Origin of the sequence: Pseudomonas sp. HMSC057H01, assembly GCF_001836405.1 — a bacterium.
GTDB lineage: Bacteria > Pseudomonadota > Gammaproteobacteria > Pseudomonadales > Pseudomonadaceae > Pseudomonas > Pseudomonas aeruginosa.
In genome coordinates this window covers 57115-78330 of record NZ_KV828437.1, presented here as the reverse complement: position 1 = coordinate 78330, position 21216 = coordinate 57115, and the positions used below count along the sequence as shown (strand labels likewise).

Annotated in this window: 23 protein-coding genes; 7 read left to right on the top strand and 16 right to left on the bottom strand. The window is 65.9% G+C overall.

What is annotated here, in order from left to right:
- The first annotated feature begins 37 nt into the window (after positions 1 to 37).
- The 3 genes from HMPREF2581_RS10770 (at position 38) to cmoB (ending at position 2420) form a co-directional block, all read left to right on the top strand.
- Positions 38 to 610, top strand: coding sequence for a hypothetical protein (locus tag HMPREF2581_RS10770; RefSeq protein ID WP_003085577.1), 573 nt, complete (start codon positions 38 to 40; stop codon positions 608 to 610).
- 104 nt (positions 611 to 714) lie between these two features.
- On the top strand, positions 715 to 1455 hold the full coding sequence (gene cmoA, locus HMPREF2581_RS10765) for a carboxy-S-adenosyl-L-methionine synthase CmoA (RefSeq protein ID WP_003123029.1): 741 nt from the start codon (positions 715 to 717) through the stop codon (positions 1453 to 1455).
- A complete protein-coding gene (cmoB, locus tag HMPREF2581_RS10760; RefSeq protein ID WP_003085573.1) occupies positions 1452 to 2420 on the top strand; it encodes a tRNA 5-methoxyuridine(34)/uridine 5-oxyacetic acid(34) synthase CmoB in 969 nt (322 codons plus the stop codon). Before cmoA ends, cmoB begins: the two co-directional genes overlap by 4 nt.
- Before the next feature lie 90 nt (positions 2421 to 2510).
- On the opposite strand, the gene pdxJ is transcribed toward cmoB, so the two are convergent.
- The 12 genes from pdxJ to rpoE form a co-directional block, all read right to left on the bottom strand.
- Positions 2511 to 3257: a pyridoxine 5'-phosphate synthase gene (gene pdxJ / locus HMPREF2581_RS10755; protein ID WP_003101974.1), complete on the bottom strand. Its 747-nt coding sequence runs from the start codon at positions 3255 to 3257 to the stop codon at positions 2511 to 2513.
- Positions 3250 to 3951 carry a DNA repair protein RecO gene (gene recO / locus HMPREF2581_RS10750; protein WP_003085569.1) on the bottom strand — a complete coding sequence of 234 codons (702 nt, stop codon included), beginning with the start codon at positions 3949 to 3951 and terminating at the stop codon, positions 3250 to 3252. The genes pdxJ and recO overlap by 8 nt, the downstream gene beginning before the upstream one ends.
- 60 nt (positions 3952 to 4011) lie before the next feature.
- A complete protein-coding gene (gene era / locus HMPREF2581_RS10745) occupies positions 4012 to 4929 on the bottom strand; it encodes a GTPase Era (RefSeq protein ID WP_003085566.1) in 918 nt (305 codons plus the stop codon).
- The gene (rnc, locus tag HMPREF2581_RS10740) at positions 4922 to 5611 is read right to left on the bottom strand and encodes a ribonuclease III (RefSeq protein WP_003085565.1); all 690 of its coding nucleotides are present in this window, start codon (positions 5609 to 5611) and stop codon (positions 4922 to 4924) included. The genes era and rnc overlap by 8 nt, the downstream gene beginning before the upstream one ends.
- Positions 5608 to 5985 carry a DUF4845 domain-containing protein gene (locus HMPREF2581_RS10735; protein WP_003085562.1) on the bottom strand — a complete coding sequence of 126 codons (378 nt, stop codon included), beginning with the start codon at positions 5983 to 5985 and terminating at the stop codon, positions 5608 to 5610. The genes rnc and HMPREF2581_RS10735 overlap by 4 nt, the downstream gene beginning before the upstream one ends.
- A gap of 168 nt (positions 5986 to 6153) precedes the next feature.
- Positions 6154 to 7008 (bottom strand): signal peptidase I, encoded by an 855-nt coding sequence (gene lepB / locus HMPREF2581_RS10730; RefSeq protein WP_003101969.1) that lies wholly within the window; start codon positions 7006 to 7008, stop codon positions 6154 to 6156.
- 5 nt (positions 7009 to 7013) lie between these two features.
- Complete coding sequence (gene lepA / locus HMPREF2581_RS10725; RefSeq protein WP_003085555.1) at positions 7014 to 8813, bottom strand: translation elongation factor 4; 1800 nt, start codon at positions 8811 to 8813, stop codon at positions 7014 to 7016.
- A 149-nt stretch (positions 8814 to 8962) separates the two neighbouring features.
- The gene (mucD, locus tag HMPREF2581_RS10720) at positions 8963 to 10387 is read right to left on the bottom strand and encodes a serine protease MucD (protein WP_003140933.1); all 1425 of its coding nucleotides are present in this window, start codon (positions 10385 to 10387) and stop codon (positions 8963 to 8965) included.
- A gap of 39 nt (positions 10388 to 10426) precedes the next feature.
- Complete coding sequence (gene mucC / locus HMPREF2581_RS10715; protein WP_003140935.1) at positions 10427 to 10882, bottom strand: alginate biosynthesis regulator MucC; 456 nt, start codon at positions 10880 to 10882, stop codon at positions 10427 to 10429.
- Positions 10879 to 11829 carry a sigma factor AlgU regulator MucB gene (gene mucB, locus HMPREF2581_RS10710; protein ID WP_003140937.1) on the bottom strand — a complete coding sequence of 317 codons (951 nt, stop codon included), beginning with the start codon at positions 11827 to 11829 and terminating at the stop codon, positions 10879 to 10881. The genes mucC and mucB overlap by 4 nt, the downstream gene beginning before the upstream one ends.
- Positions 11830 to 11837: 8 nt before the next feature.
- The gene (gene mucA, locus HMPREF2581_RS10705) at positions 11838 to 12422 is read right to left on the bottom strand and encodes an anti-sigma factor MucA (RefSeq protein WP_003101958.1); all 585 of its coding nucleotides are present in this window, start codon (positions 12420 to 12422) and stop codon (positions 11838 to 11840) included.
- A 31-nt stretch (positions 12423 to 12453) separates the two neighbouring features.
- The gene (rpoE, locus tag HMPREF2581_RS10700) at positions 12454 to 13035 is read right to left on the bottom strand and encodes an RNA polymerase sigma factor RpoE/AlgU (protein WP_003085543.1); all 582 of its coding nucleotides are present in this window, start codon (positions 13033 to 13035) and stop codon (positions 12454 to 12456) included.
- Positions 13036 to 13443: 408 nt separating this feature from the next.
- On the opposite strand from rpoE, the gene nadB reads away from it, so the two are divergent.
- On the top strand, positions 13444 to 15060 hold the full coding sequence (nadB, locus tag HMPREF2581_RS10695) for an L-aspartate oxidase (RefSeq protein ID WP_003114182.1): 1617 nt from the start codon (positions 13444 to 13446) through the stop codon (positions 15058 to 15060).
- Here nadB and HMPREF2581_RS10690 read toward each other — a convergent pair.
- Together HMPREF2581_RS10690 and HMPREF2581_RS10685 are read right to left on the bottom strand one after the other, a co-directional pair.
- Positions 15029 to 15481, bottom strand: a complete 453-nt coding sequence (locus tag HMPREF2581_RS10690) for a protein YgfX (protein WP_011666739.1) — start codon at positions 15479 to 15481, stop codon at positions 15029 to 15031. The two genes, nadB and HMPREF2581_RS10690, sit on opposite strands and share 32 nt — an antisense overlap.
- On the bottom strand, positions 15465 to 15719 hold the full coding sequence (locus tag HMPREF2581_RS10685; RefSeq protein ID WP_003085532.1) for an FAD assembly factor SdhE: 255 nt from the start codon (positions 15717 to 15719) through the stop codon (positions 15465 to 15467). The genes HMPREF2581_RS10690 and HMPREF2581_RS10685 overlap by 17 nt, the downstream gene beginning before the upstream one ends.
- A 272-nt stretch (positions 15720 to 15991) precedes the next feature.
- Here HMPREF2581_RS10685 and HMPREF2581_RS10680 point away from each other — a divergent pair, with 272 nt between their 5' ends.
- Together HMPREF2581_RS10680 and HMPREF2581_RS10675 are read left to right on the top strand one after the other, a co-directional pair.
- The gene (locus HMPREF2581_RS10680) at positions 15992 to 16936 is read left to right on the top strand and encodes a CAF17-like 4Fe-4S cluster assembly/insertion protein YgfZ (RefSeq protein WP_003140939.1); all 945 of its coding nucleotides are present in this window, start codon (positions 15992 to 15994) and stop codon (positions 16934 to 16936) included.
- 100 nt (positions 16937 to 17036) lie between these two features.
- Entirely contained in the window at positions 17037 to 17873 is an 837-nt protein-coding gene (locus tag HMPREF2581_RS10675; RefSeq protein WP_003085528.1) for an HDOD domain-containing protein, read from the top strand.
- A gap of 7 nt (positions 17874 to 17880) precedes the next feature.
- Here HMPREF2581_RS10675 and HMPREF2581_RS10670 read toward each other — a convergent pair whose 3' ends face one another.
- Positions 17881 to 19263 (bottom strand): sensor histidine kinase, encoded by a 1383-nt coding sequence (locus HMPREF2581_RS10670; protein WP_003085526.1) that lies wholly within the window; start codon positions 19261 to 19263, stop codon positions 17881 to 17883.
- Positions 19256 to 19927 (bottom strand): response regulator, encoded by a 672-nt coding sequence (locus HMPREF2581_RS10665; protein WP_003085524.1) that lies wholly within the window; start codon positions 19925 to 19927, stop codon positions 19256 to 19258. The genes HMPREF2581_RS10670 and HMPREF2581_RS10665 overlap by 8 nt, the downstream gene beginning before the upstream one ends.
- Before the next feature lie 210 nt (positions 19928 to 20137).
- Between HMPREF2581_RS10665 and HMPREF2581_RS10660 the strand changes: the two genes are divergently transcribed.
- The coding region (locus HMPREF2581_RS10660) for an OprD family porin (RefSeq protein ID WP_070702808.1) at positions 20138 to 21216 on the top strand (1079 nt) is incomplete at its 3' end.

Below are 21216 nucleotides of genomic sequence, written 5' to 3'. Positions count from 1 at the left end.
TTACTCAATCTACGACGGCACCGAAAGGAGGCGCGTCATGGGCACCGCTCTTCGTTACTCACTGCTCTGGGCATCCACTGTCTTCGTTTCCTCCTGCGGCAGCCTGCTGCCCAGCGAACGAGCGGAAGTCCAATCCCCCTTCGTCGACTACCTCGATGCCGAACTGCGCTATTCCCAGGCGCAACCCGGCAGCACGACCCGTTCGCAGCTGTTCGGGTTGGGTTTCGATCCATTGACCCAGGGCAACGGCCGCATGCTGTCGTTCATCGACGTGCGGCTCATGTTCATCCAGCCGAACATCCCCATCGATTACCTGCCGGGCGGCCTGGTGCAATGCCTGGAAGCGAAGGACCGCTGCATCGGCTACGCCTTCGATTTCAGCAAGACCGACACCCAGCGGGTCGGCAGCTTCTGGGCGGACGTGTTCAACTTCCGCAAGAAACGGGAGTTGCAGGGCTGGTCGTTCAAGGCAGTGTTCGTCTTCGTCAACGACGTGCTGGTGCACAAGGTCAGCAACGGCGAACCGAACATCCATCGCCTGGAAGACAAGAAGAACCCGCTGGGTCCGCTGCAGGGCGCGGGAGAGTACTTCTCCGACAAGCTCAGGTGATTCGCCTGCGCGCATGGGTGAATCGTCGCCGCGCAGTTGGGCGACGCTCGTCCCTCGGCTACAATTCGGCCCCCTGAAAAGCCGTGATGCCCGAGGTCACCCGCGTGAGCGAGTCCGATCGCCTGTTCGCCCAACCCCAGCAACGTGTCGCCGACTTCGTGTTCAACGAAGACGTGGTGCGCGTGTTCCCCGACATGATCAAGCGCTCCGTGCCGGGCTACCCCACCATCGTCGAGAACATCGGCGTACTCGGCGCGCAGTTCGCCCAGCCGAACAGCGTGCTCTACGACCTCGGCTGCTCGCTCGGCGCGGTCACCCAGTCGCTGCGCCGCCACGTCCGCAACGACGGCTGCCGGGTGATCGGGGTGGACAACTCGCACGCGATGATCGAGCGCTGCAGTGAATACCTGCATGCCCAGGACGCCATGTACCAGGAGCTGCTGCCGGTCGAGCTGATCGAGGCCGACATTCTCGCCCTGGACCTGCAACCCACCTCGCTGGTGGCGATGAACTTCACCCTGCAGTTCGTCGCCCCCGACCAGCGCCTCGGCCTGCTGCGCAGGATCCGCCAGGCACTGCTGCCCGGCGGCGCGCTGATCCTCTCGGAGAAACTGCGCTTCGCCGATGCGCAGGAGCACGCGCTGCTCACCGACCTGCACATCGCCTTCAAGCGTGCCAACGGCTACAGCGAGCTGGAGATCGCGCAGAAGCGCAGCGCGCTGGAAAACGTCATGCTCCCCGACACCTTCGAGGAACACCGTGAACGGCTCCTGGCCGCCGGCTTCAGCCGGGTCAGCCAATGGTTCCAGTGTCTCAACTTCGCCTCGATGATCGCCCTGCCATGATCCAGCACCTCGCCCTCGACGCCCTCCAGCGACACCTCGCCGGCTCGCCGCTGTACGGCTGGGCGACCAGCCTGCCCGCGCAGATCGCCGCGCGCATCGAGGAAGGCCACGGCGACCTGGCCCGTTGGTGGAGCGCGGTCCAGCGCCTACCCCAGGTGCCCGCGCCGAAGGTCGAACTGGCCCAGCGCTTCGCCCTGCACAGCGACCACGATGCGGCGCTGCAAGCGCAGGTGAAGGAAGCGCTGCAAGGGCTGATTCCCTGGCGCAAGGGGCCGTTCGACTTCTTCGGCGTACAGGTCGATACCGAATGGCGTTCCGACTGGAAATGGGAGCGTGTCTCGCCACATGTCGAACTGCGTGGCAAACGCGTCCTCGACGTCGGCTGCGGCAACGGCTACTACCAGTGGCGCATGCTCGGCGCCGGCGCGGAAAGCGTGGTCGGGGTCGATCCGAACTGGCTGTTCCTCTGCCAGTTCCTCGCCGCCAAGCGCTACCTGCCGGAGCTGCCGGCCTGGCACCTGCCGCTGGCCCTGGAAGACCTGCCGGAGAAGCTCGAAGGCTTCGACACGGTGTTCTCCATGGGTGTGCTCTATCACCGTCGCTCGCCCATCGACCACCTGCTGGCGCTCAAGGACTGCCTGAAGCGCGGCGGCGAACTGGTCCTGGAGACCCTGGTGGTGGAAGGCGACGCCAGCACCGTGCTGGTGCCCGAGGACCGCTACGCGCAGATGCGCAACGTCTGGTTCCTGCCCTCGGTGGCGGCCCTGGAACTCTGGCTGCGCCGCGCCGGGTTCGCCGACGCGCGCTGCGTCGACGTCAGCCTGACCAGCGTCGAGGAACAACGCTCCACCGAATGGATGCGTTTCCAGTCGCTGCCGGAATTCCTCGATCCGCAGGACCGTTCGCGAACCGTCGAAGGCCTGCCGGCACCGATGCGCGCCACGCTGGTGGCGCGCAAGCCCTGACAGCGGATAGGGAAAAGCCCATCCTCGGATGGGCTTTTTTTCATGCTTTCATCCGCCCCGCAGGTCGACGGCAAGCGGGGCGCGATTGCCTCAGCGCTTGGTCGCCGCGGCCAGCATCAGCGCTTTCATCTCAGCCACCGCCTGCCTGAAGCCGACGAACAGGGCGTGGGCGACGATGGCGTGGCCGATGTTCAGCTCGTTGATGCCGTCGATGGCCGCGACCGGCTCGACATTGTGGTAGTGCAGGCCATGCCCGGCGTTGACGATCAGGCCGAGGGAACGCCCAAGGGCCACGCCCTCGCGTACCCGCTGCAGCTCACGGGCCTGCTCCTCGGGGTCTTCGGCGTCGGCGTAGCGACCGGTATGCAGTTCGATAGCCGGCGCGCCGACCCGGGCGGAGGCCTCGATCTGCCGCGGATCGGGATCGATGAACAGCGACACTTCGCTGCCCACCGCAGCCAGGCGTCGCACCGCGTCGCGGATGCGCTGTTCCTGGCCGGCGACGTCGAGGCCGCCCTCGGTGGTCAGTTCCTCGCGGCGCTCGGGGACCAGGCAGCTATGCGCCGGCCGGATCTCCTCGGCGAAGGCGAGCATTTCCTCGGTGACCCCCATCTCGAAGTTCATCCGCGTCTGCAGCACTTCCTTGAGCACCCGCACGTCGCGTTCCTGGATATGCCGGCGGTCCTCGCGCAGGTGCACGGTGATACCGTCGGCGCCGGCTTCCTCGGCGTCCAGGGCGGCCTTCACCGGGTCCGGATAGCGGGTGCCCCGGGCCTGGCGCAGGGTGGCGACGTGATCGATGTTCACGCCGAGCAGAATTCGAGTGGCTTCAGTCACGGGGTGACTCCTTACGGTTCATGAACAGCTCGCGGCTGACCAGCGGCCGGCCGCCCAGATGGGGAGCGAGCGCCTGGCGCATCAGGCGCTTGGCCGCCGCCAGGGCGCCGGGGGCGCTCCAGTCGGCGTCGGCCATGGATAACAGTTCGGAGCCCTGGAACAGCCCGGGTTGCAGTTGCGCCACCGGCTCCAGGCCGGCCTCTGGCAAAAGCTGGTACAACGCCTGCGGCTCGATCGGGCGCCCATCGATATCGACATCGAGAGCGAAACCATAGCCCAGTTGCTCCAGCAGGCGCCATTCGAACGCGCGCAGCAGCGGTTCGATGGGTCGCCCCGCCGCCAGCAGCGGCAGGGTCGCGGCGTAGTGGGCGAAGATTTCCGGCTGCGGGTCTTCCGCCGGCAACAGGCGGATCAACAGCTCGTTGAGGTAGAGACCGCTGAACAGCGCCTGGCCATTGAGCAGGTTGGGAATGCCGGCGCTTTCCAGGCGGGCCACGGTCTTCAGTTCGCCGCGTCCGCGCCACTCCGCTTCCAGCGGCACGAATGGCCGCGCCAGGGCGCCGGCCTTGCCGCGGGCGCCGCGCAGGACCGCGCGCAGGCGACCCAGCGGGGTGAAGAAGTCCACCAGGGCGCTGGTTTCCTTGTACGGCCGGCTATGCAGCACGTAGGTGGCTTGGGCGGCGGCGAAGGACATGGCGGGTCGACCGGGCGCGAGAGGAATGGCGCCCGGCTGGCGCCGGGCTGCCGGGAACGGTCAGAGGTCGCCGTAGCCCAGCGAGCGCAGGGCACGCTCGTCGTCGGACCAGCCGCCCTTGACCTTGACCCAGAGGTTGAGCATGACCTTGGAGTCGAACAGCACTTCCATGTCCTTGCGCGCGTTCTGGCCGATGCTTTTGATCCGCTCGCCCTTGTCGCCGATGATGATCTTCTTCTGCCCCTCGCGCTCCACCAGGATCAGCGCATGGATATGCAGGATGCGACCTTCCTGCTTGAACTCCTCGATCTCCACGGTGATCTGGTAGGGCAGCTCGGCGCCGAGCTGGCGCATGATCTTCTCGCGGACCAGCTCGGCGGCCAGGAAGCGGCTGCTGCGGTCGGTGATCTGGTCTTCGGGGAAGAAGTGCTCGCTTTCCGGCAGACGCTCGGCGACCAGCTTCTCCAGCACGTCCAGGTTGGTCCCGTGCTGCGCCGAGATCGGCACTACCTCGGCCTTCGGCAACTGCTGGGTGAGCCATTCGAGGTGCGGCAGCAGGTCGGCCTTCTCCTCGATGCGGTCGGTCTTGTTCACCGCGATCAGCACCGGGCAACTGACGTACTGCACGCGCTCCAGGACCATCTGGTCCTCTTCGGTCCAGCGGGTGCGGTCGACCACGAAGATCACCACGTCGACATCCTTCAATGCCGCGCTGGCAGTACGGTTCATGTAGCGGTTGAGGGCCTTCTCGCCGCTCTTGTGCAGGCCGGGCGTATCGACGTAGACGGCCTGCACCTCGCCCTCGGTCTTGATCCCGAGCATGTTGTGACGGGTGGTCTGCGGCTTGCGCGAGGTGATCGCCAGCTTCTGCCCGAGGATGTGGTTGAGCAGGGTGGACTTGCCCACGTTGGGGCGGCCCACGATCGCCACGTAGCCGCAACGGCTGCCGGCGGGGATGTCGTCGTGCATGTCAGTCATGGCCATTCTCCACGCCCAGGGCCACCAGCGCGGCGGCCGCGGCCACCTGCTCGGCGATGCGGCGGCTGCCGCCGTGCCCGTGGGTCTTGTCGCTCAGCAGGGCCACTTCGCAATCGACGAAGAAGGTCCGGCAATGGGGTTCGCCCTGGATATCCACCACCTCGTAGCGCGGCAGGTCGCAGCCACGCGACTGCAGGAACTCCTGCAGGCGGGTCTTGGGGTCCTTGTTGGTGTCCACCGGGGTCAGCTCGCGCAGTTGCGGTCCGAGCCAGGCGATGATCCGCTCGCGCGCGGAGTCCATGCCGGTATCCAGGTAGATGGCGCCGATCAGGGCTTCCATCGCATCGGCGAGGATCGACTCGCGGCGGAACCCGCCGCTCTTCAGCTCGCCCGAGCCCAGCCGCAGGTAGTCGCCCACCTCGAAGCCGCGCGCCAGCAGGGCCAGGGTCTCGCCCTTGACCAGTCGCGCGCGCAGGCGCGAAAGCTGGCCTTCGCGAGCCTGCGGGAAGTGGTGGAACAGCGCCTCGCCGATGACGAAGTTGAGAATGGCGTCACCGAGGAACTCCAAGCGCTCGTTGTTGCGCCCGGCGTAGCTGCGATGGGTCAGGGCCAGGACCATCAGGTCCCGGTCTTTGAAGGTATAGCCGAGCTTGCGCTCGAGTCGGTCCAGCGAATTACTCACGGCATGCGTACACGGAATTCTTTGTCGAAGTGGACCACCAGGTCGATGTTGCTGATCAGTGGCTCGCGTTTTTCATATTTCAGGTGCGCCCGGAATTGGTTGTCTTCCAGTTGCACCTCCAGGGCCTTCTCCAGGTCCAGGTTGCGGATGCCGTTGATCTGCATCCCCTTGCCGACGTAGCTGTAGAACTCCGGCACGGAACGCACCTCGGCCGCCTTGTCGGTCTCCACGGAAGTGATCACCTTCTCCAGCGAGTAGTAATCCATGTAGTGCGGGATGATCTTGAATGCGGCGCTGGCGAAGAACGCCACCACGCCCAGCACCACCAGCCACCCCAGCAGGGACATCCCCTTCTGCGAACGCGCGAACCTCATGTCGGACCTCATGTCAGTGTAGTTATTCCGTCCAGCGAGCGGTAACGCCATCGGGCAGGGCCCTGCGGCGGCGTTCGCGGAAGTGAAAGCGGGGCTGCCCTCGGGAGCAGCCCCGCTTCGCGATTATTCAGCAGGAGCGCCCTTCCGCGTGGCGAACCTGCGCACAGGTCAGTGAATCACGCCGACCCGGGAGAAGTTCGGCAGGTTGCTCATCTTCGGATCGGGCCAGCTCATCCACACGGCGAAGGCCTTGCCGACGATATTGCGGTCCGGAACCATGCCCAGCAGATCCTTGGGGATCTTCGGATCGTTCCAGTAGCGGCTGTCGTTGGAGTTGTCGCGGTTGTCGCCCATCATGAAGTAGTGGCCGGCGGGAATGGTCCACTGGCGGTCGGGCTCGATGCGATAGCGGCTCATTTCCTTGCGGATCAGGTGCTCGGCCTGGCCCAGCTTCTCCTGGTACAGGGTCACGCTGCCCAGGGTGCCCGGTTCCTCGCCGACCAGCTTCTCCGCTACCAGCTCACCGTTGACGTACAGGCGCTTTTCCTTGGTATAGCGCACGGTGTCGCCGGGCAGGCCGACCACGCGCTTGATGTAGTTGATGTTCGGTTCGCTGGGATAGCGGAACACCATGACATCGCCGCGCTGCGGGTCGCCGATCGGGATCACCTTGGTGTCCAGCACCGGCAGGCGGATACCGTAGGCGAACTTGTTGACCAGGATGAAATCGCCGACCTCGAGGGTAGGTTTCATCGACCCCGAGGGAATCTGGAACGGTTCGACCAGGAAGGAACGCAGCACCAGCACGATGAACAGCACCGGGAAGAACGACTTGCCGTACTCCACCAGCAGCGGTTCCTTGTTGAGCTTCTCCAGCACTGCCGGATCGGGCTCGTTCACCTGCCCTTCGTAGGAAGAGATCGCGGCCCGCCGACGCGGCGCGAACAGCACCAGGTCGACCAGGGCCAGGGCGCCGCATACAGCCACGGCGATGACCAGCAACAACGGGAAATTGAGTGTCATGGGTTCTAGCTATCCACTTTGAGCACGGCGAGGAAGGCTTCCTGGGGAATTTCCACGCTACCGACCTGCTTCATCCTTTTCTTACCAGCCTTCTGCTTCTCCAGCAGCTTGCGTTTACGGCTCACGTCGCCACCGTAACACTTGGCCAGCACGTTCTTCCTGAGCGCCTTGACCGTCGAGCGGGCGATGATCTGCCCACCGATGGCTGCCTGGATCGCCACGTCGAACATCTGCCGCGGGATCAGTTCCTTCATTTTCTCCACCAGCTGGCGGCCCTTGTAGGGGGCGTTGTCGCGGTGGACGATCAGGGCGAGGGCGTCGACCTTCTCGCCATTGATCAGCACGTCGAGACGAACCAGGTTGGACGGCTCGAAACGATCGAAGCTGTAGTCCAGGGAAGCATAGCCGCGGCTGGTGGACTTGAGGCGATCGAAGAAGTCGAGCACCACCTCGTTCATCGGCAGGTCGTAGACCACCTGCACCTGGCCGCTGAGGAAGTGCATGTCGCGCTGCACGCCGCGCTTCTCGATGCACAGGGTGATCACGTTGCCCAGGTGGTCCTTGGGCACCAGGATGGTGGCGCGGCAGATCGGTTCGCGCATTTCCTGGATGGACGCCAGGTCCGGGAGCTTGGACGGGTTATCGACGTAGATGATCTCGCCGTTCTTCTGCACGATCTCGAAGACCACCGTGGGCGCGGTGGTGATCAGGTCCAGGTCGTATTCGCGCTCCAGGCGCTCCTGGATGATCTCCATGTGCAGCATGCCGAGGAAGCCGCAACGGAAGCCGAAGCCCAGGGCTTCGGAGCTTTCCGGCTCGTATTGCAGCGACGAGTCGTTGAGGGTCAGCTTCTGCAGGGCGTCGCGGAAGTCCTCGAAATCGTCCGAGCTGACCGGGAACAGGCCCGCGTAGACCTGCGGCTTGACCCGCTTGAAGCCCGGCAGGACCTCGACGTCCGGCGTGTTGTTAAGGGTCAGCGTATCGCCCACCGGCGCGCCGTGGATATCCTTGATACCGGCGATGATGAAGCCCACCTCGCCCGCCTTCAGGTCGACGGTCTCGGTGTGCTTCGGAGTGAATACCCCGACGCTGTCCACCTGGTGGACCTTGCCGGTGGACTTCACCAGGATCTTGTCGCCCTTCTTCACCCGGCCGTTCTTCACCCGCACCAGCGAGACCACGCCGAGGTAGTTGTCGAACCAGGAGTCGATGATCAGCGCCTGCAGCGGCGCCTCGATCTCGCCTTCCGGGGCGGGGATGGCGGTCACCAGGCGCTCCAGCACCTCCAGCACGCCCATCCCGCTCTTGGCGCTGCAGGCCACGGCGTCGGTGGCGTCGATGCCGATGATGCTCTCGATTTCCTCTTTCACCCGCTCCGGCTCGGCCTGGGGCAGGTCCATCTTGTTCAGCACGGGCATCACTTCCAGCCCCTGCTCGATGGCGGTGTAGCAGTTGGCGACGGACTGCGCCTCGACGCCCTGGCCGGCGTCCACTACCAGCAGCGCGCCCTCGCAGGCGGCCAGCGAGCGGCTGACTTCGTAGGTGAAGTCGACGTGGCCGGGGGTATCGATGAAGTTGAGCTGGTAGGTCTTACCGTCCTGCGCCTTGTAGTGCAGGGTCACGCTGTGGGCCTTGATGGTGATCCCGCGCTCGCGCTCCAGGTCCATGGAGTCCAGGACCTGGGCCTCCATTTCGCGATCGGAGAGACCGCCGCACATCTGGATGAAGCGATCGGCCAGCGTCGACTTGCCATGGTCGATATGGGCAATGATGGAGAAATTGCGGATATGGCTCAGGTCGCTCACGGCTCAACACACTCGAAAAGGGCAAGGGCGGCAATCCGCCGAAAAATAGCCGGGGAGTTTACCTGATGCTCGGGCAAGGCGTCACGCAGGTAACGGATTGACGGGCATGAAAAAGGGCGGTGGAAACCGCCCTTTTTTCGCCAGCCGGCTTATTCGGCCAGCTTGAAGGTGATGAAGCTGGCGCGCCCCTGGCGCAGTACCCGCATCGAAACCGAACGGTTCTTCGGCAGGGCCTTGGCCACGTCGGCGAAGATCTTGGTCGAGGTCACCGCCTTGTTGTCCAGGTGGGTGATGACATCGCCCGGACGCAGGCCGATGACCGCGGCCGGACCGTCCTGGACTTCCTTGATCACCACGCCGCCCTGGATATCCAGGCTCTTGCGCTGCTCGGCGGTCAGGTCGGCGACGGTCACGCCCAGGCGGTTGCTGCTGCGCTCGGCGCCCGGAGCGCCCATCGAGGCGATTTCCTCGTCGTCGTCCGGAAGGTTGCCTACCGCCATGCTCAAGGACTTGCGCTGGCCGTTGCGAATCACGTCCAGGTTGATCTTGTCGCCCGGCTTCATGTTGCCCACCAGGTGCGGCAGGTCGGCGGACTCGTTGATCGACTGGCCGTTCAGGCTGAGGATCACATCGCCCACCTGCAGGCCGCCCTTGGCCGCCGGACCGTCTTCCACCAGCTGCGCCACCAGCGCGCCGGACGGCTTGTCGAGGCCGAAGGACTCGGCGAGATCCTTGTTCACTTCCTGGATCACCACACCCAGCCAGCCGCGGCTGACCTTGCCGGCTTTCTTCAACTGGTCGGCGACGTTCAGCGCGACATCGATCGGGATGGCGAAGGACAGGCCCATGAAGCCGCCGGAACGGGTGAAGATCTGCGAGTTGATGCCGACCACTTCGCCCTCCAGGTTCAGCAGCGGACCGCCGGAGTTGCCCGGGTTGATCGCCACGTCGGTCTGGATGAAGGGTACGTAGCTCTCGTTCGGCAGGCTACGCCCCTTGGCACTGACGATACCGGCGGTGACCGAGTGATCGAAGCCGAACGGCGAACCGATGGCCAGGACCCATTCGCCCACTTTCAGCTTGTTCGAATCGCCCAGTTTCAGGGTCGGCAGGTTCTTCGCCTCGATCTTCAGCACCGCCACGTCGCTGCGCGGGTCCGCGCCGACCAGCTTGGCCTTGTGCTCGCTACGGTCGGACAGGCGCACCAGGATCTCGTCGGCATCGGCCACGACGTGATTGTTGGTGAGGATGTAGCCGTCGTTGGAGATGATGAAGCCGGAGCCCAGCGATTGCGCCTCGCGCTGCTGGCCGCGCGGATTGCGCGGAACCTGCGGGATGCTGCGCTCGAGGAAGTCGCGGAACATCGGCGGCAGCCCTTCGAGGTCGGGGATCGACAGCTGCCCGCGCGCCATGGCGCGATCCGGCAGCTTCTGCCGCGTACTGATATTCACCACCGCCGGCGACGCCTGTTCGACCAAAGGCGTGAAGTCCGGCAGTTCTGCCCGGGCCGTCATCGCCAGGCTCAAGGCCAGCAAGGCCACCATCGCAGCCATACAGCGTTTTAGGGTATGCATCGACTACAGCTCCCGTGATGTTCGAGGGAAGAGAAAGACTCAGGCCGAATCGGACGGCCCGGAAATCAGCGCTCGCAGAACCACCGGCTGCGAGGCTGGATCATCGGCATGACGACGAGCATGCCGACGCACCAATAGCCAGGCCGCCAGCAAACCCGCCAGCCCGGACACGATGATCAGAGGTTCGACAAGGCCCGCCCGGGTCGCCAGCAATGCTGCCACGAAAAACCCGAGCAGAGGGAAAAGATAGAAGAAGACGGAGGCGCGCAACAACAGGTCTTCATGAATTCCTAGGACGACCGCATCGCCGACCCGCAGGCTCAGGTCGCTCAACGCGCGCACCCGGGCACGCCCCGCGCCGACGCCCAGGCGCTGCATCAGCCCCTGGCCGCAACCGGCATTGGCCGAGCAGGACGAGCAGGTACTGCGGCGCACGGTCTCGACCCATACCGCTCCCGGCTCGGTCGCCACCACTCGCCCCTGCTCCTCGATCATTTCTGGGCGGCGGCCTCGGGCCGGATGGACAGCGCCACCCGCTCGGCGGTGCCCAGCGGCACTTCGCCGACGACGGTCACCATCTGGCCGCCGTCATCGGTCTGCAGGCGCTTGGAAACCACCACGGTCGGGCCGAGCTGGCTGCGCGCGTCGCCAACCATGGCACCGTGCAGCGGCTCGATGAACACCGAGAATCGTGCCAGGCCATCGCCATAGGTCAGGCAGGCGACCGGATCGGGGGTGACCGGACTGCGACGCATGAAACTGCGGGTCAGGGTGAAACCTGGCGGCAGCCACTCCGAGCGCCAGGCCACGGCCTTCTCGCCGTCGGCCTTGGCCGGGCCGACGACCTGGCATTCGGAGCCCGCCTGCAACTGGTCTTCGGCAGGTGCCGCGCCGGTATTCAACTGGGTGAACTGGAAGCGCTCGAGCAACTGCCCCTTCTCGTTCAGCAGCAGCGATTTCAACGGCAGGCCGGTGTCGCGGTCCAGGTGCAGCTCGAAGCCGTAGCGATGCTGGTCGCGCGGGGTCACCGCGAGGACCACTGCCGGGCGGCCGGCGACACGGGATTCGCCGACCAGGCGCAGGTCGTACCAGGAAGCCAGTTGGGAAGGATCGAACTTGCGCACCGGCCACAGCTGGGCATCGGCCAGTTGGTCGGCAAGGCCGCCGCTGATGCACTGGGTGCGCCCATCGACCCGGACCACTTCCTGGCGCGCGCCGTCGAGCTGGAGCAGGCGCTCGCGAACCGCGCCATCGCTCTCCACGCGATGCCAGATCTCATGGGTGGAGAAGCTGCCATTGCGCTCGTAGACGAAGGTGCCTTGGAAACTGTTCTGGCGATCGGCCTCGGCGAGACGATTCAGCCAGTCGGAAGCGTCGGCAGCCTGAGTGGCGGGAACCGCCATCAGGCTGCCAAGCAAAAGCAACAGGGAGGTGGTGCGCATGTCTCTCCTCAGCGGTTTTCCAGGCTGGCTGCCCGAGCGTAGGGCAGCGCGCTCTCTGTACCACTGACGGCGGATTGTTGCACGTGCTGACGCAGGTAGATCGGCAGACGCTGCTCATGCCAGCGGGTATCGCTGGACGAGGAGTTGGTGATCACCTGCGGCGCCCCCTGCTCTTCGCTGTAGCCGGCCAGCACGGCCGGGCCTTTCACCTGCGGCAGGGCGATCTGCGGGGTGGTCCCCTGTTGCGCCATCTGCGGCAGGGCGTCGTTCTGGTTGTACAGACGCACGCCGGCCAGCACCGCCAGGGTCACCGAGGCAGCGACCGCCAGGCGACCGACCATCCGCCACGGCCCCTTCTCCGCTTTCGGCGGAGCGGCCTCGTCGGCCAGGGCAGCCGAGACCGCCGCAGCGATATCCAGCTTCGGCAGGGTAGGCTCGCGGTGCATGACGGACCGCGCCAACTGGTAGCGCGACCAGGTGGAACGCAGCTCGGCATCCTCGCCGCAAGCTGCGAGCACCCGCCGCAACTCGAGTTCATCCGCTTCGTTATCCATCACAGCGGACAGAGTTTCCTGCAGGGCTTCACGACTCATAGCGATACCTCTCTTGGCATTTGCCGCTGTGTCAGGCTTCTCGCAACAAAGGCTGCAGAGCTTTGTCGATTGCTTCACGAGCGCGGAAGATCCGCGACCGCACCGTCCCCACCGGACACTGCATCACGGTGGCGATATCTTCGTAACTCAAACCTTCGAACTCGCGCAGGGTCAGGGCCGTGCGCAAATCCTCGGGCAACTGCTGGATGGTCTGGTGCACGGTGGCCTCGATCTCATCCCGCAACATCGCCCGTTCCGGCGATTCGATGTCCTTCAGGGCGTGGTCGCCCTCGAAGAACTCCGCATCCTCTGCGGTCACATCGCTGTCCGGTGGCCGACGCCCGCGAGCGACCAGATGGTTCTTCGCGGTGTTGATGGCGATCCGATACAGCCAGGTATAAAAAGCACTATCGCCGCGGAAATTGCCGAGCGCGCGGTATGCCTTGATGAAGGCTTCCTGCGCTACGTCCTGGGCTTCCTGGGCGTCGTGCACGAACCGCACGATCAATCCCAGTATCTTGTGCTGGTATTTCAGTACCAGCAGATCGAAAGCCCGCTTGTCTCCGCGCTGTACCCGTTCAACCAGTTGCTGATCCTGTTCCTGGGTTAGCATGAAAGCTCCTCTTCGAACCTGGAGGAGCTTCGAGCGTCCCAGCGAATCGTCTTGCCAAGATAGACTCGGGCTTCTTGCAAAAGTTCTCCCCTCCAAGCATGCGTCACGAGTTTTTTCCTCGCTCGTGACGTGCGGCCCCGGACATCGTGTCCGGGCCCCGCGAAAATGGATTGCATCGGGCTCAGGGCCCGGCCTCTGTGCCGCTGGGTAGGCCAACCGGACGAGGTCTTCAGGCATCCTGCTTTGGAACCGATGCGTCTAAGAAAGTTCCAGCACTACATCGCCCCGCTCTGATGACGCCTGCCGATGACAGGCCCGCAGCTCATCCGCCGGACCGGCAGCGGGGGTGCGCTATTGTGCCGCCAGGCCCTTCTATATACTAGGGCTCCACCACGGGGAAATGCGGGCATGAGCCAACATTATCAACACGATGTACTGGTCATCGGCAGCGGCGCCGCCGGCCTGAGTCTGGCCTTGACCCTTCCGGAACACCTGCGCATCGCCGTCCTCAGCAAGGGCGAACTGTCGCAGGGCTCGACTTACTGGGCCCAGGGCGGCGTGGCCGCCGTGCTGGACGATACCGACACCGTGGAATCCCACGTCGAGGACACCCTGGTCGCCGGTGGCGGCCTGTGCCGCGAGGACGCGGTGCGCTTCACCGTGGAGCATAGCCGCGAAGCGATCCAGTGGCTGATCGAACAGGGGGTGCCCTTCACCCGCGACGAGCAGCACAACCACGAGGAAGGCAGCTTCGAATACCACCTGACCCGCGAAGGCGGGCACAGCCACCGGCGCATCATCCATGCCGCCGACGCCACCGGCGCCGCGATCTTCAATACCCTGCTGGCCCAGGCCCGGCGGCGACCGAACATCGAGCTGCTGTCGCAGCGGGTGGCGGTCGACCTGATCACCGAGCGCAAGCTCGGCCTGCCGAGCAAGCGCTGCCTGGGCGCCTACGTGCTGAATCGGGAAAGCGGCGAAGTCGATACCTTCCGTGCCCGCTTCAGCGTGCTGGCCTCCGGCGGCGCGAGCAAGGTCTACCTTTATACCAGCAATCCCGACGGCAACTCCGGCGACGGTATCGCCATGGCCTGGCGCGCCGGCTGCCGGGTCGGCAACCTGGAGTTCAACCAGTTCCACCCGACCTGCCTGTACCACCCGCAGGCCAAGAGTTTCCTCATCACCGAGGCATTGCGCGGCGAAGGCGCCCTGCTCCGCCTGCCCAATGGCGAGCGTTTCATGCCGCGCTTCGACCCGCGTGGCGAACTGGCGCCCCGGGACATCGTGGCCCGCGCCATCGACCATGAAATGAAGCGCCTGGGGATCGACTGTGTCTACCTGGACATCAGCCACAAGCCGGCCGAGTTCATCAAGGCGCACTTCCCCACCGTCTACGAGCGCTGCCTGGACTTCGGCATCGACATTACCCAGCAACCGATCCCGGTAGTGCCGGCCGCTCACTATACCTGCGGCGGCGTGCTCGTCGACCAGCACGGGCATACCGACGTGCCGGGCCTCTACGCCATCGGCGAAACCACCTTCACCGGCCTGCACGGCGCCAACCGCATGGCCAGCAATTCGCTGCTGGAATGCTTCGTCTATGCCCGTTCTGCCGCCGCCGACATGCTCCAGCGCCTGCCCGGCACGCCCGTGCCGGAAAGCCTGCCGAGCTGGGACGCCAGCCAGGTCACCGACTCCGACGAGGACGTGATCATCGCGCACAACTGGGACGAACTGCGGCGTTTCATGTGGGACTACGTCGGTATCGTGCGCACCAACAAGCGCCTGCAGCGCGCCCAGCACCGGGTACGCCTGCTGCTCAGCGAGATCGACGAGTTCTACAGCAACTACAAGGTCAGCCGCGACCTGATCGAGTTGCGCAACCTGGCACTGGTCGCCGAACTGATCATCCGCTCGGCCATGCAGCGCCGCGAAAGCCGGGGCCTGCACTACACGCTGGATTATCCGGACCTGCTGCCCGAAGCCCGCGACACTATCCTGGTGCCGCCCATCTACGGCGACTGAAGCGCAGGCGGACACGCAGGCGCCGATGGCTGTCGGCGCCCAATGCATCGGCCGGGATACAGCAGCCAAAGATGCGCCAGCGGCCCGGCAGGCGCACGCGCAGTACGATCAGCCAGGGCAGCGCCAGGCTGTCAGGGCGCAATTGCACCGCTTGCCAGCCGCTTCCGGCGCTCCACAGCTGCCAGCCCTGCTCGTCATGGCGCAACCCACGGAAGGCCCGCGAGCCGCGCAGCAGTACCTGGCGGTACAGCCCCCAGGCACCGTAGGCCAGGCAGACCAGCGCCAGCGGCGGCTTCAGCCAGACCGGCAGCGCCGCCAGCAGGATCGACAGCAGCGCCAGGGCCCACAGTGCCAGGCTCGCCGCCAGCAGGATCGGAGAGACCCGCCAGCGGCATTCGAACGGCTCAATCCGGCTGGACACGGTCCAGGATCATCCGCACCATCCGCCGCAGGTCGGCGTCTTCCGGCTCGCCGCGCTGCATGAACCAACCGAACATGTCCTGGTCCTCGCACTCCAGCAGCTTGCGGAAGCGCGCCTGGTCCTCGGCGTCCAGGCCCGGGTAAACCTCCTGCACGAAAGGCACCAGCAGCACATCCAGTTCCAGCATGCCGCGACGGCTGTGCCAGTAGAGTCGTTTCAGTTCGGTTTCATCTGCCATGTTCGGGCTCCTCGAAAACGCCCGGCATTATAGGGCGGTTGCGCTCGAATGGCGCGGCCCGATGACGAGGCGTCGCTCCGCCGGCGTCCGCCCTTGGTCGTATTGCCCGGCAAACCAAGGGTATCCGCGCGGGACGCAGGCCCATGCCGACGGCGGCCTCGGAAGTGTCCGACAACCGTCAAGGCGGATGCGCCAGGCATTCTTGCCCGCTGACAAGCCTCGGACCGAGTTCTATGATGACGGTCCTGACTGACTGACCGCGCAGCATCGCAATGGCCGACCCCGCTTTCCACACCCCGCTAGTCCATGAAGGCATCCTCGCCGTCCGCGGCCCGGACGCCGCCAAATTCCTCCAGGGCCAGCTGACCTGCAACCTCGCCTACCTGAACGACGAGACCTCCAGCCTCGGCGGCCGCTGCAACATCAAGGGCCGCCTGCTATCGAGCTTCCGCATCCTGCCCGAGGGCGACGGCCTGCTGCTGGCGATGGCCGGCGAGCTGCTCGAGGCCCAGTTGGCGGACCTGAAGAAATACGCCGTATTCTCCAAGGCCAGCCTTGCCGACGAGAGCGCAGCCTGGCTCCGCATAGGCTTGCGCGACGCCAGCGAGGCACTGCGCGCCCTGGGGATAGACACCCCGGCGGAGAGCGGCAGGATCGCCCGCCACGGCGACCTGCTCGCCGTCGCCCTGGGCGACGCCCGCGTCGAGCTATGGGTTCCGGCGCAGCGCGCCGAGGCGGTGCTTGCCAGGCTCCGCGAGCACAGCCGCGAGGCGCCGCTCGACGATTGGCTGCTCGGCCAGGTGCGCGCAGGCATCGGCCAGGTGTTCGGCGCTACCCGCGAGCTGTTCATCCCACAGATGATCAACCTGCAGGCGGTCGGCGGGGTCAGCTTCAAGAAGGGCTGCTATACCGGCCAGGAAATCGTCGCCCGCATGCAGTATCTCGGCCGCCTCAAGCGCCGCCTGTATCGCCTGGCGCTGGACGCAGACGAGGTGCCGGCGCCCGGCACCGGGCTGTTCTCGCCGGTCCATTCCACCAGCGTCGGCGAAGTGGTACTGGCCGCCCGTACGCCGGAGAACAGCGTGGAATTGCTCGCCGTGCTGCAGGACGACGCCGTCGCCGACGGCCGGATCAGCCTCGGAAGCGCCGAAGGAGCGCCGCTCGTCCTCCTCAATCTGCCTTACACGCTGGACAGCGACCGCGAAATCCAGCGCTGACCGTAAACTGTGCCTCGCCGTCCGCGGACGGCCCGCCAGTATTCCCATGGCCGGTGCACGTACAGCGTGCTCCGGCCATTGCGTTTTCAAAGGAAATGCCATGAGCAAGCTTGCCGACAAAGTCCAACAGGACCTGATCCGCGCCATCGATCAGGATGAACTGGTGCTGCCGACCCTGCCCGAGGTGGCCCTGCAGGTCCGCGAGGCGGCGGAGGACCCGGATGTCAGCATCCAGGCCCTGAGCAAGGTGATCGGCAACGACGCGGCGCTGACCGCGCGCATCATCCGCGTGGTGAACAGTCCGCTGCTGCGCAGCCCGAAGGAAATCACCGACCTGCAGATGGCGATCAGCCGGCTGGGCATCAACTACACCTGCAACCTGGCCACCGGCCTGGCCATGGAGCAGATGTTCCAGGCCACCACCGACGTGGTCGACCGCAAGATGCGCGAAGTCTGGAACAAGAGCACCGAGATCGCCGGCATCTGCCACGTGCTGGCCCGTCACTACACCCGCCTGGCGCCGGACCAGGCGACCCTGGCCGGGCTGGTGCACCAGATCGGCGTGCTGCCGATCCTCACCTACGCCGAGGATCACAACGAGCTGCTGTCGGACTCCATCAGCCTGAGCCACGTGATCGAGCGCATCCATCCGCTGATCGGCGAGCGCATCCTCAAAGCCTGGGATTTCCCCGCGCCGATCGCCGAGGTCCCGCGCCAGCACCTGGACTTCACCCGCAACTCGCCGCGCGCCGACTATACCGACCTGGTCCAGGTCGCCACCCTGCAGAGCTACCTTGGCAGCGAGCATCCCTATACCCGCCTGGACTGGAGCCAGATCCCGGCGTTCGCCAAGCTCGGCCTCGAACCGACCGTCGACATGAAGGAAGACGAGGACCTCTCCAGCGCCCTGGAAGCCGCCACCAGCATGCTGCAATAGGCCCGCCCTACTCCGCCGGGAAGCGCACCCGCACCAGCAAGCCGCCCAGTTCGCCCTGGTCGAGCTGGATCTGCGCCCGGTGCGCCCGGCAGACCTCGCCGACGATCGCCAGCCCCAGGCCGCTGCCGGGGCTGTCGCCGCGCCGGTAGAAGCGCTGGAAGACCCGCTCGCGGTCGGCGGCGGGAATTCCCGGACCATCGTCTTCCACTTCCAGCACTCCCCCCTCCAGCACCCTGAGGATCACGTTGCCGCCCTGCGGGGTGTGCGCCAGCGCGTTGTCCAGCAGGTTGCTGAGCAATTCGTTGAGCAGCGTCGGTTCACCCTGGATCCACACCGGCCCGGCGCTTTCCAGCGCCAGCGAGGCTCCCCGCGCATAGGCCAGCGGCGCCAGCGCCAGGCCCAGTTCCCGGGCCAGGGCGGTCAGGTCGATACGCTCGGCGCCGCCCTCGGCGATGGCCTGGGCGCCGCTTTCGATGCGCGCCAGGGAGAGCAGCTGGTTGGCCAGATGGATCAGGCGGTCGGTGTTCTTCGCCGTGGTCTCCAGGGTCGAACGCCAGGCTTCCGGCTCCTGCTCACGCAGGCCCAGTTCCAGGCGCGCCTTGAGCGCCGCCAGCGGCGTGCGCAACTCGTGGGCGGCATCGGCGATGAACTGCGACTGCCGCTCGAACAGGCTGCGCAGGCGCTGGGTGAAGTGGTTCAGCGACTCCACCAGCGGCCGCAATTCATGCTGGACCTCGAGCATCGGCAACGGCCGCAGATCGTCCGGCTGGCGCTCTTCCACCTCGCGGCGCAGGCGATCCAGCGGACGCAGCGCGGCGCTCACCGCCAGCCACACCAGCACCAGCGCGCCGACGCCGAGGACGCCCAGGCGCAACAGGGTATCGGTCATCAGGCTGCGCGCCATGCGCTCGCGGGCGCCTTCGGTCTCGGCCACGCGGATCTCCGCCATGCCGCTCATGCTCGGTTCGCTGACCGGCTGCAGCAGGCTCACCACGCGTACGTCGACGCCCTGGTAGACGCCGTCGTAGAACTTCGCCAAGGCCGGGTAGTCGTCGGTGCGCAGGGTCTCGGCGGGTGCTGCCGGAAGATTCTCGTAGCCGGAGATCATCCGACCATGGATGTCGTTGACCTGGTAGAAGATCCGCCCGGCGCTGTCGTAGGCGAAGGTATCCAGCGCCACGTAGGGGACGTCGGCGCGCAGGGTGCCGTCCTTCTCGTAGAGCCCGTCGGCGATCGCCCGCGCCGAGGCCAGCAAGGTCCGGTCGTAGGCGGTGTCGGCCACCTCGCGGCCGTTCCAGTAGGCGCTCAGGCCGCTCGCCAGGAGCACCAGCAGCAGGAGCAGGGCCAGCCACAGCAGCAGCCGTCCGCGCAGACTGCCGGCATCAGTCACCCTGCGCCTCCAGCAGGTAGCCGAGGCCGCGGAAGGTGACGATGCGCACGGCGCCGCCTTCCAGCTTCTTGCGCAGGCGGTGGACGTAGATCTCGATGGCGTCGGCGCTGGCCTCCTCGTCCAGGCCGAAGACCTGGGCGGCCAGTTGCTCCTTGCTCATCACCCGCCCCGGACGGGCGATCATCGCTTCCAGCACCGCCTGTTCCCGCGAGGTCAGGGTCAGCGGCTGCTCGTCGAGGCTGAAGCGCCGGGTGCCGAGGTCGTAGACCAGGGCGCCGCAGCGCTGCAACTGTTCGCCGCCGAGCACGCTGCGGCGCAGCAGGGCCTTGACCCGCGCCTCCAGCTCGGACAGTTCGAAAGGCTTTGCCAGGTAGTCGTCGGCGCCGAGATTGAGGCCGTGCACCCGGTCCTTCACCTCGCCGCGCGCAGTCAGCATCAGCACCGGCAAGGTCTTGCCGCGCCCGCGCAGGCGCGCCAGCACCTCGAAGCCGTCCATCCGCGGCAGGCCGACGTCGAGAATCGCCAGGGCGTACTCCTCGCTGGCCAGGGCCAGGTCGGCGGCCACCCCGTCCTGCAGCAGGTCTACCGTCCAGCCAGCGCCCTTGAGCGCCTGGACCACGCTTTCGGCGAGCTGCGGATGATCTTCCACCAGAAGGATGCGCATGGACGGTTCTCCACCACCGGATGAGGGCACAAGAGGCGAAGTGTACCGGGGAAAACCCTCCGGTAAATGGCTTCTCTGCCACCGGGGATTGCTGAAAGCCTGGCGAAAGCTTGGCGTCTTAGGATCAGTCGATGGACGGCGCAGATCGTCCGCCAAAACGCCCTGCAGCGTGGTGCTCGGCGTACAAGAACAAGAATCGGAGACCACTGCATGTCGACTTCCCTGCCGCAGGCCGCAAGGTCTGTACGTTTGTCCCGCAGCACCACCCTGACCACCACCGCCGTCGTGCTCGCCGGCATCGCGCCCCTGGGCAACGCCGCCGGCTTCCTCGAAGACAGCAAGGCCAGCCTGGAAACCCGCAACTTCTACATGAACCGCGACTTCCGCGACGGCCCCGGCCAGTCCAAGCGCGAGGAGTGGGCGCAAGGCTTCATCCTCAACCTGCAGTCCGGCTACACCCAGGGCACCGTCGGCTTCGGCCTCGACGCCATGGGCATGCTCGGCGTCAAGCTCGACTCCGGCCGCGGCCGCAGCGGTACCGGACTGCTGCCGAAGGATTCCGACGGCCGCGCGCCGGACACCTACTCGAAACTGGGCCTGACCGCCAAGGTCAAGGTCTCGCAGAGCGAGCTGAAGGTCGGCACGCTGATTCCGAAGCTGCCATCGGTACAACCGAACAACGGGCGGATCTTCCCGCAGATATTCGAAGGTGCACTGCTCACCTCGAAGGAGATCAAGGACCTCGGCTTCACCGCCGGGCGCCTGGAAAAGACCAAGATCCGCGACTCCAGCGACTCCGAGGACCTCGCGCTGAACGACAAGAACGGCCGCTTCGCCGGGGTCAGCGCCGATCACTTCGACCTCGGCGGACTGGACTACAAGCTCACCGACCAACTCACCGCCAGCTATCACTACAGCAACCTGCAGGACGTCTACCGCCAGCACTTCGTCGGCCTGCTGCACAGCTGGCCGATCGGTCCCGGCGAACTGACCAGCGACCTGCGCTTCGCCCGCAGCACCGACAGCGGCTCGGCCAAGGCCGGCGGCATCGACAACAAGTCGCTCAACGGCATGTTCACCTACAGCCTTGGCAACCATGCCTTCGGCGCGGCCTGGCAGCGAATGAACGGCGACGACGCCTTCCCCTACCTGGAAGGCAGCAACCCGTACCTGGTCAACTTCGTCCAGGTCAACGACTTCGCCGGCCCCAAGGAGCGTTCCTGGCAACTGCGCTACGACTACGACTTCGTCGGCCTCGGCATTCCCGGCCTGACCTTCATGACCCGCTA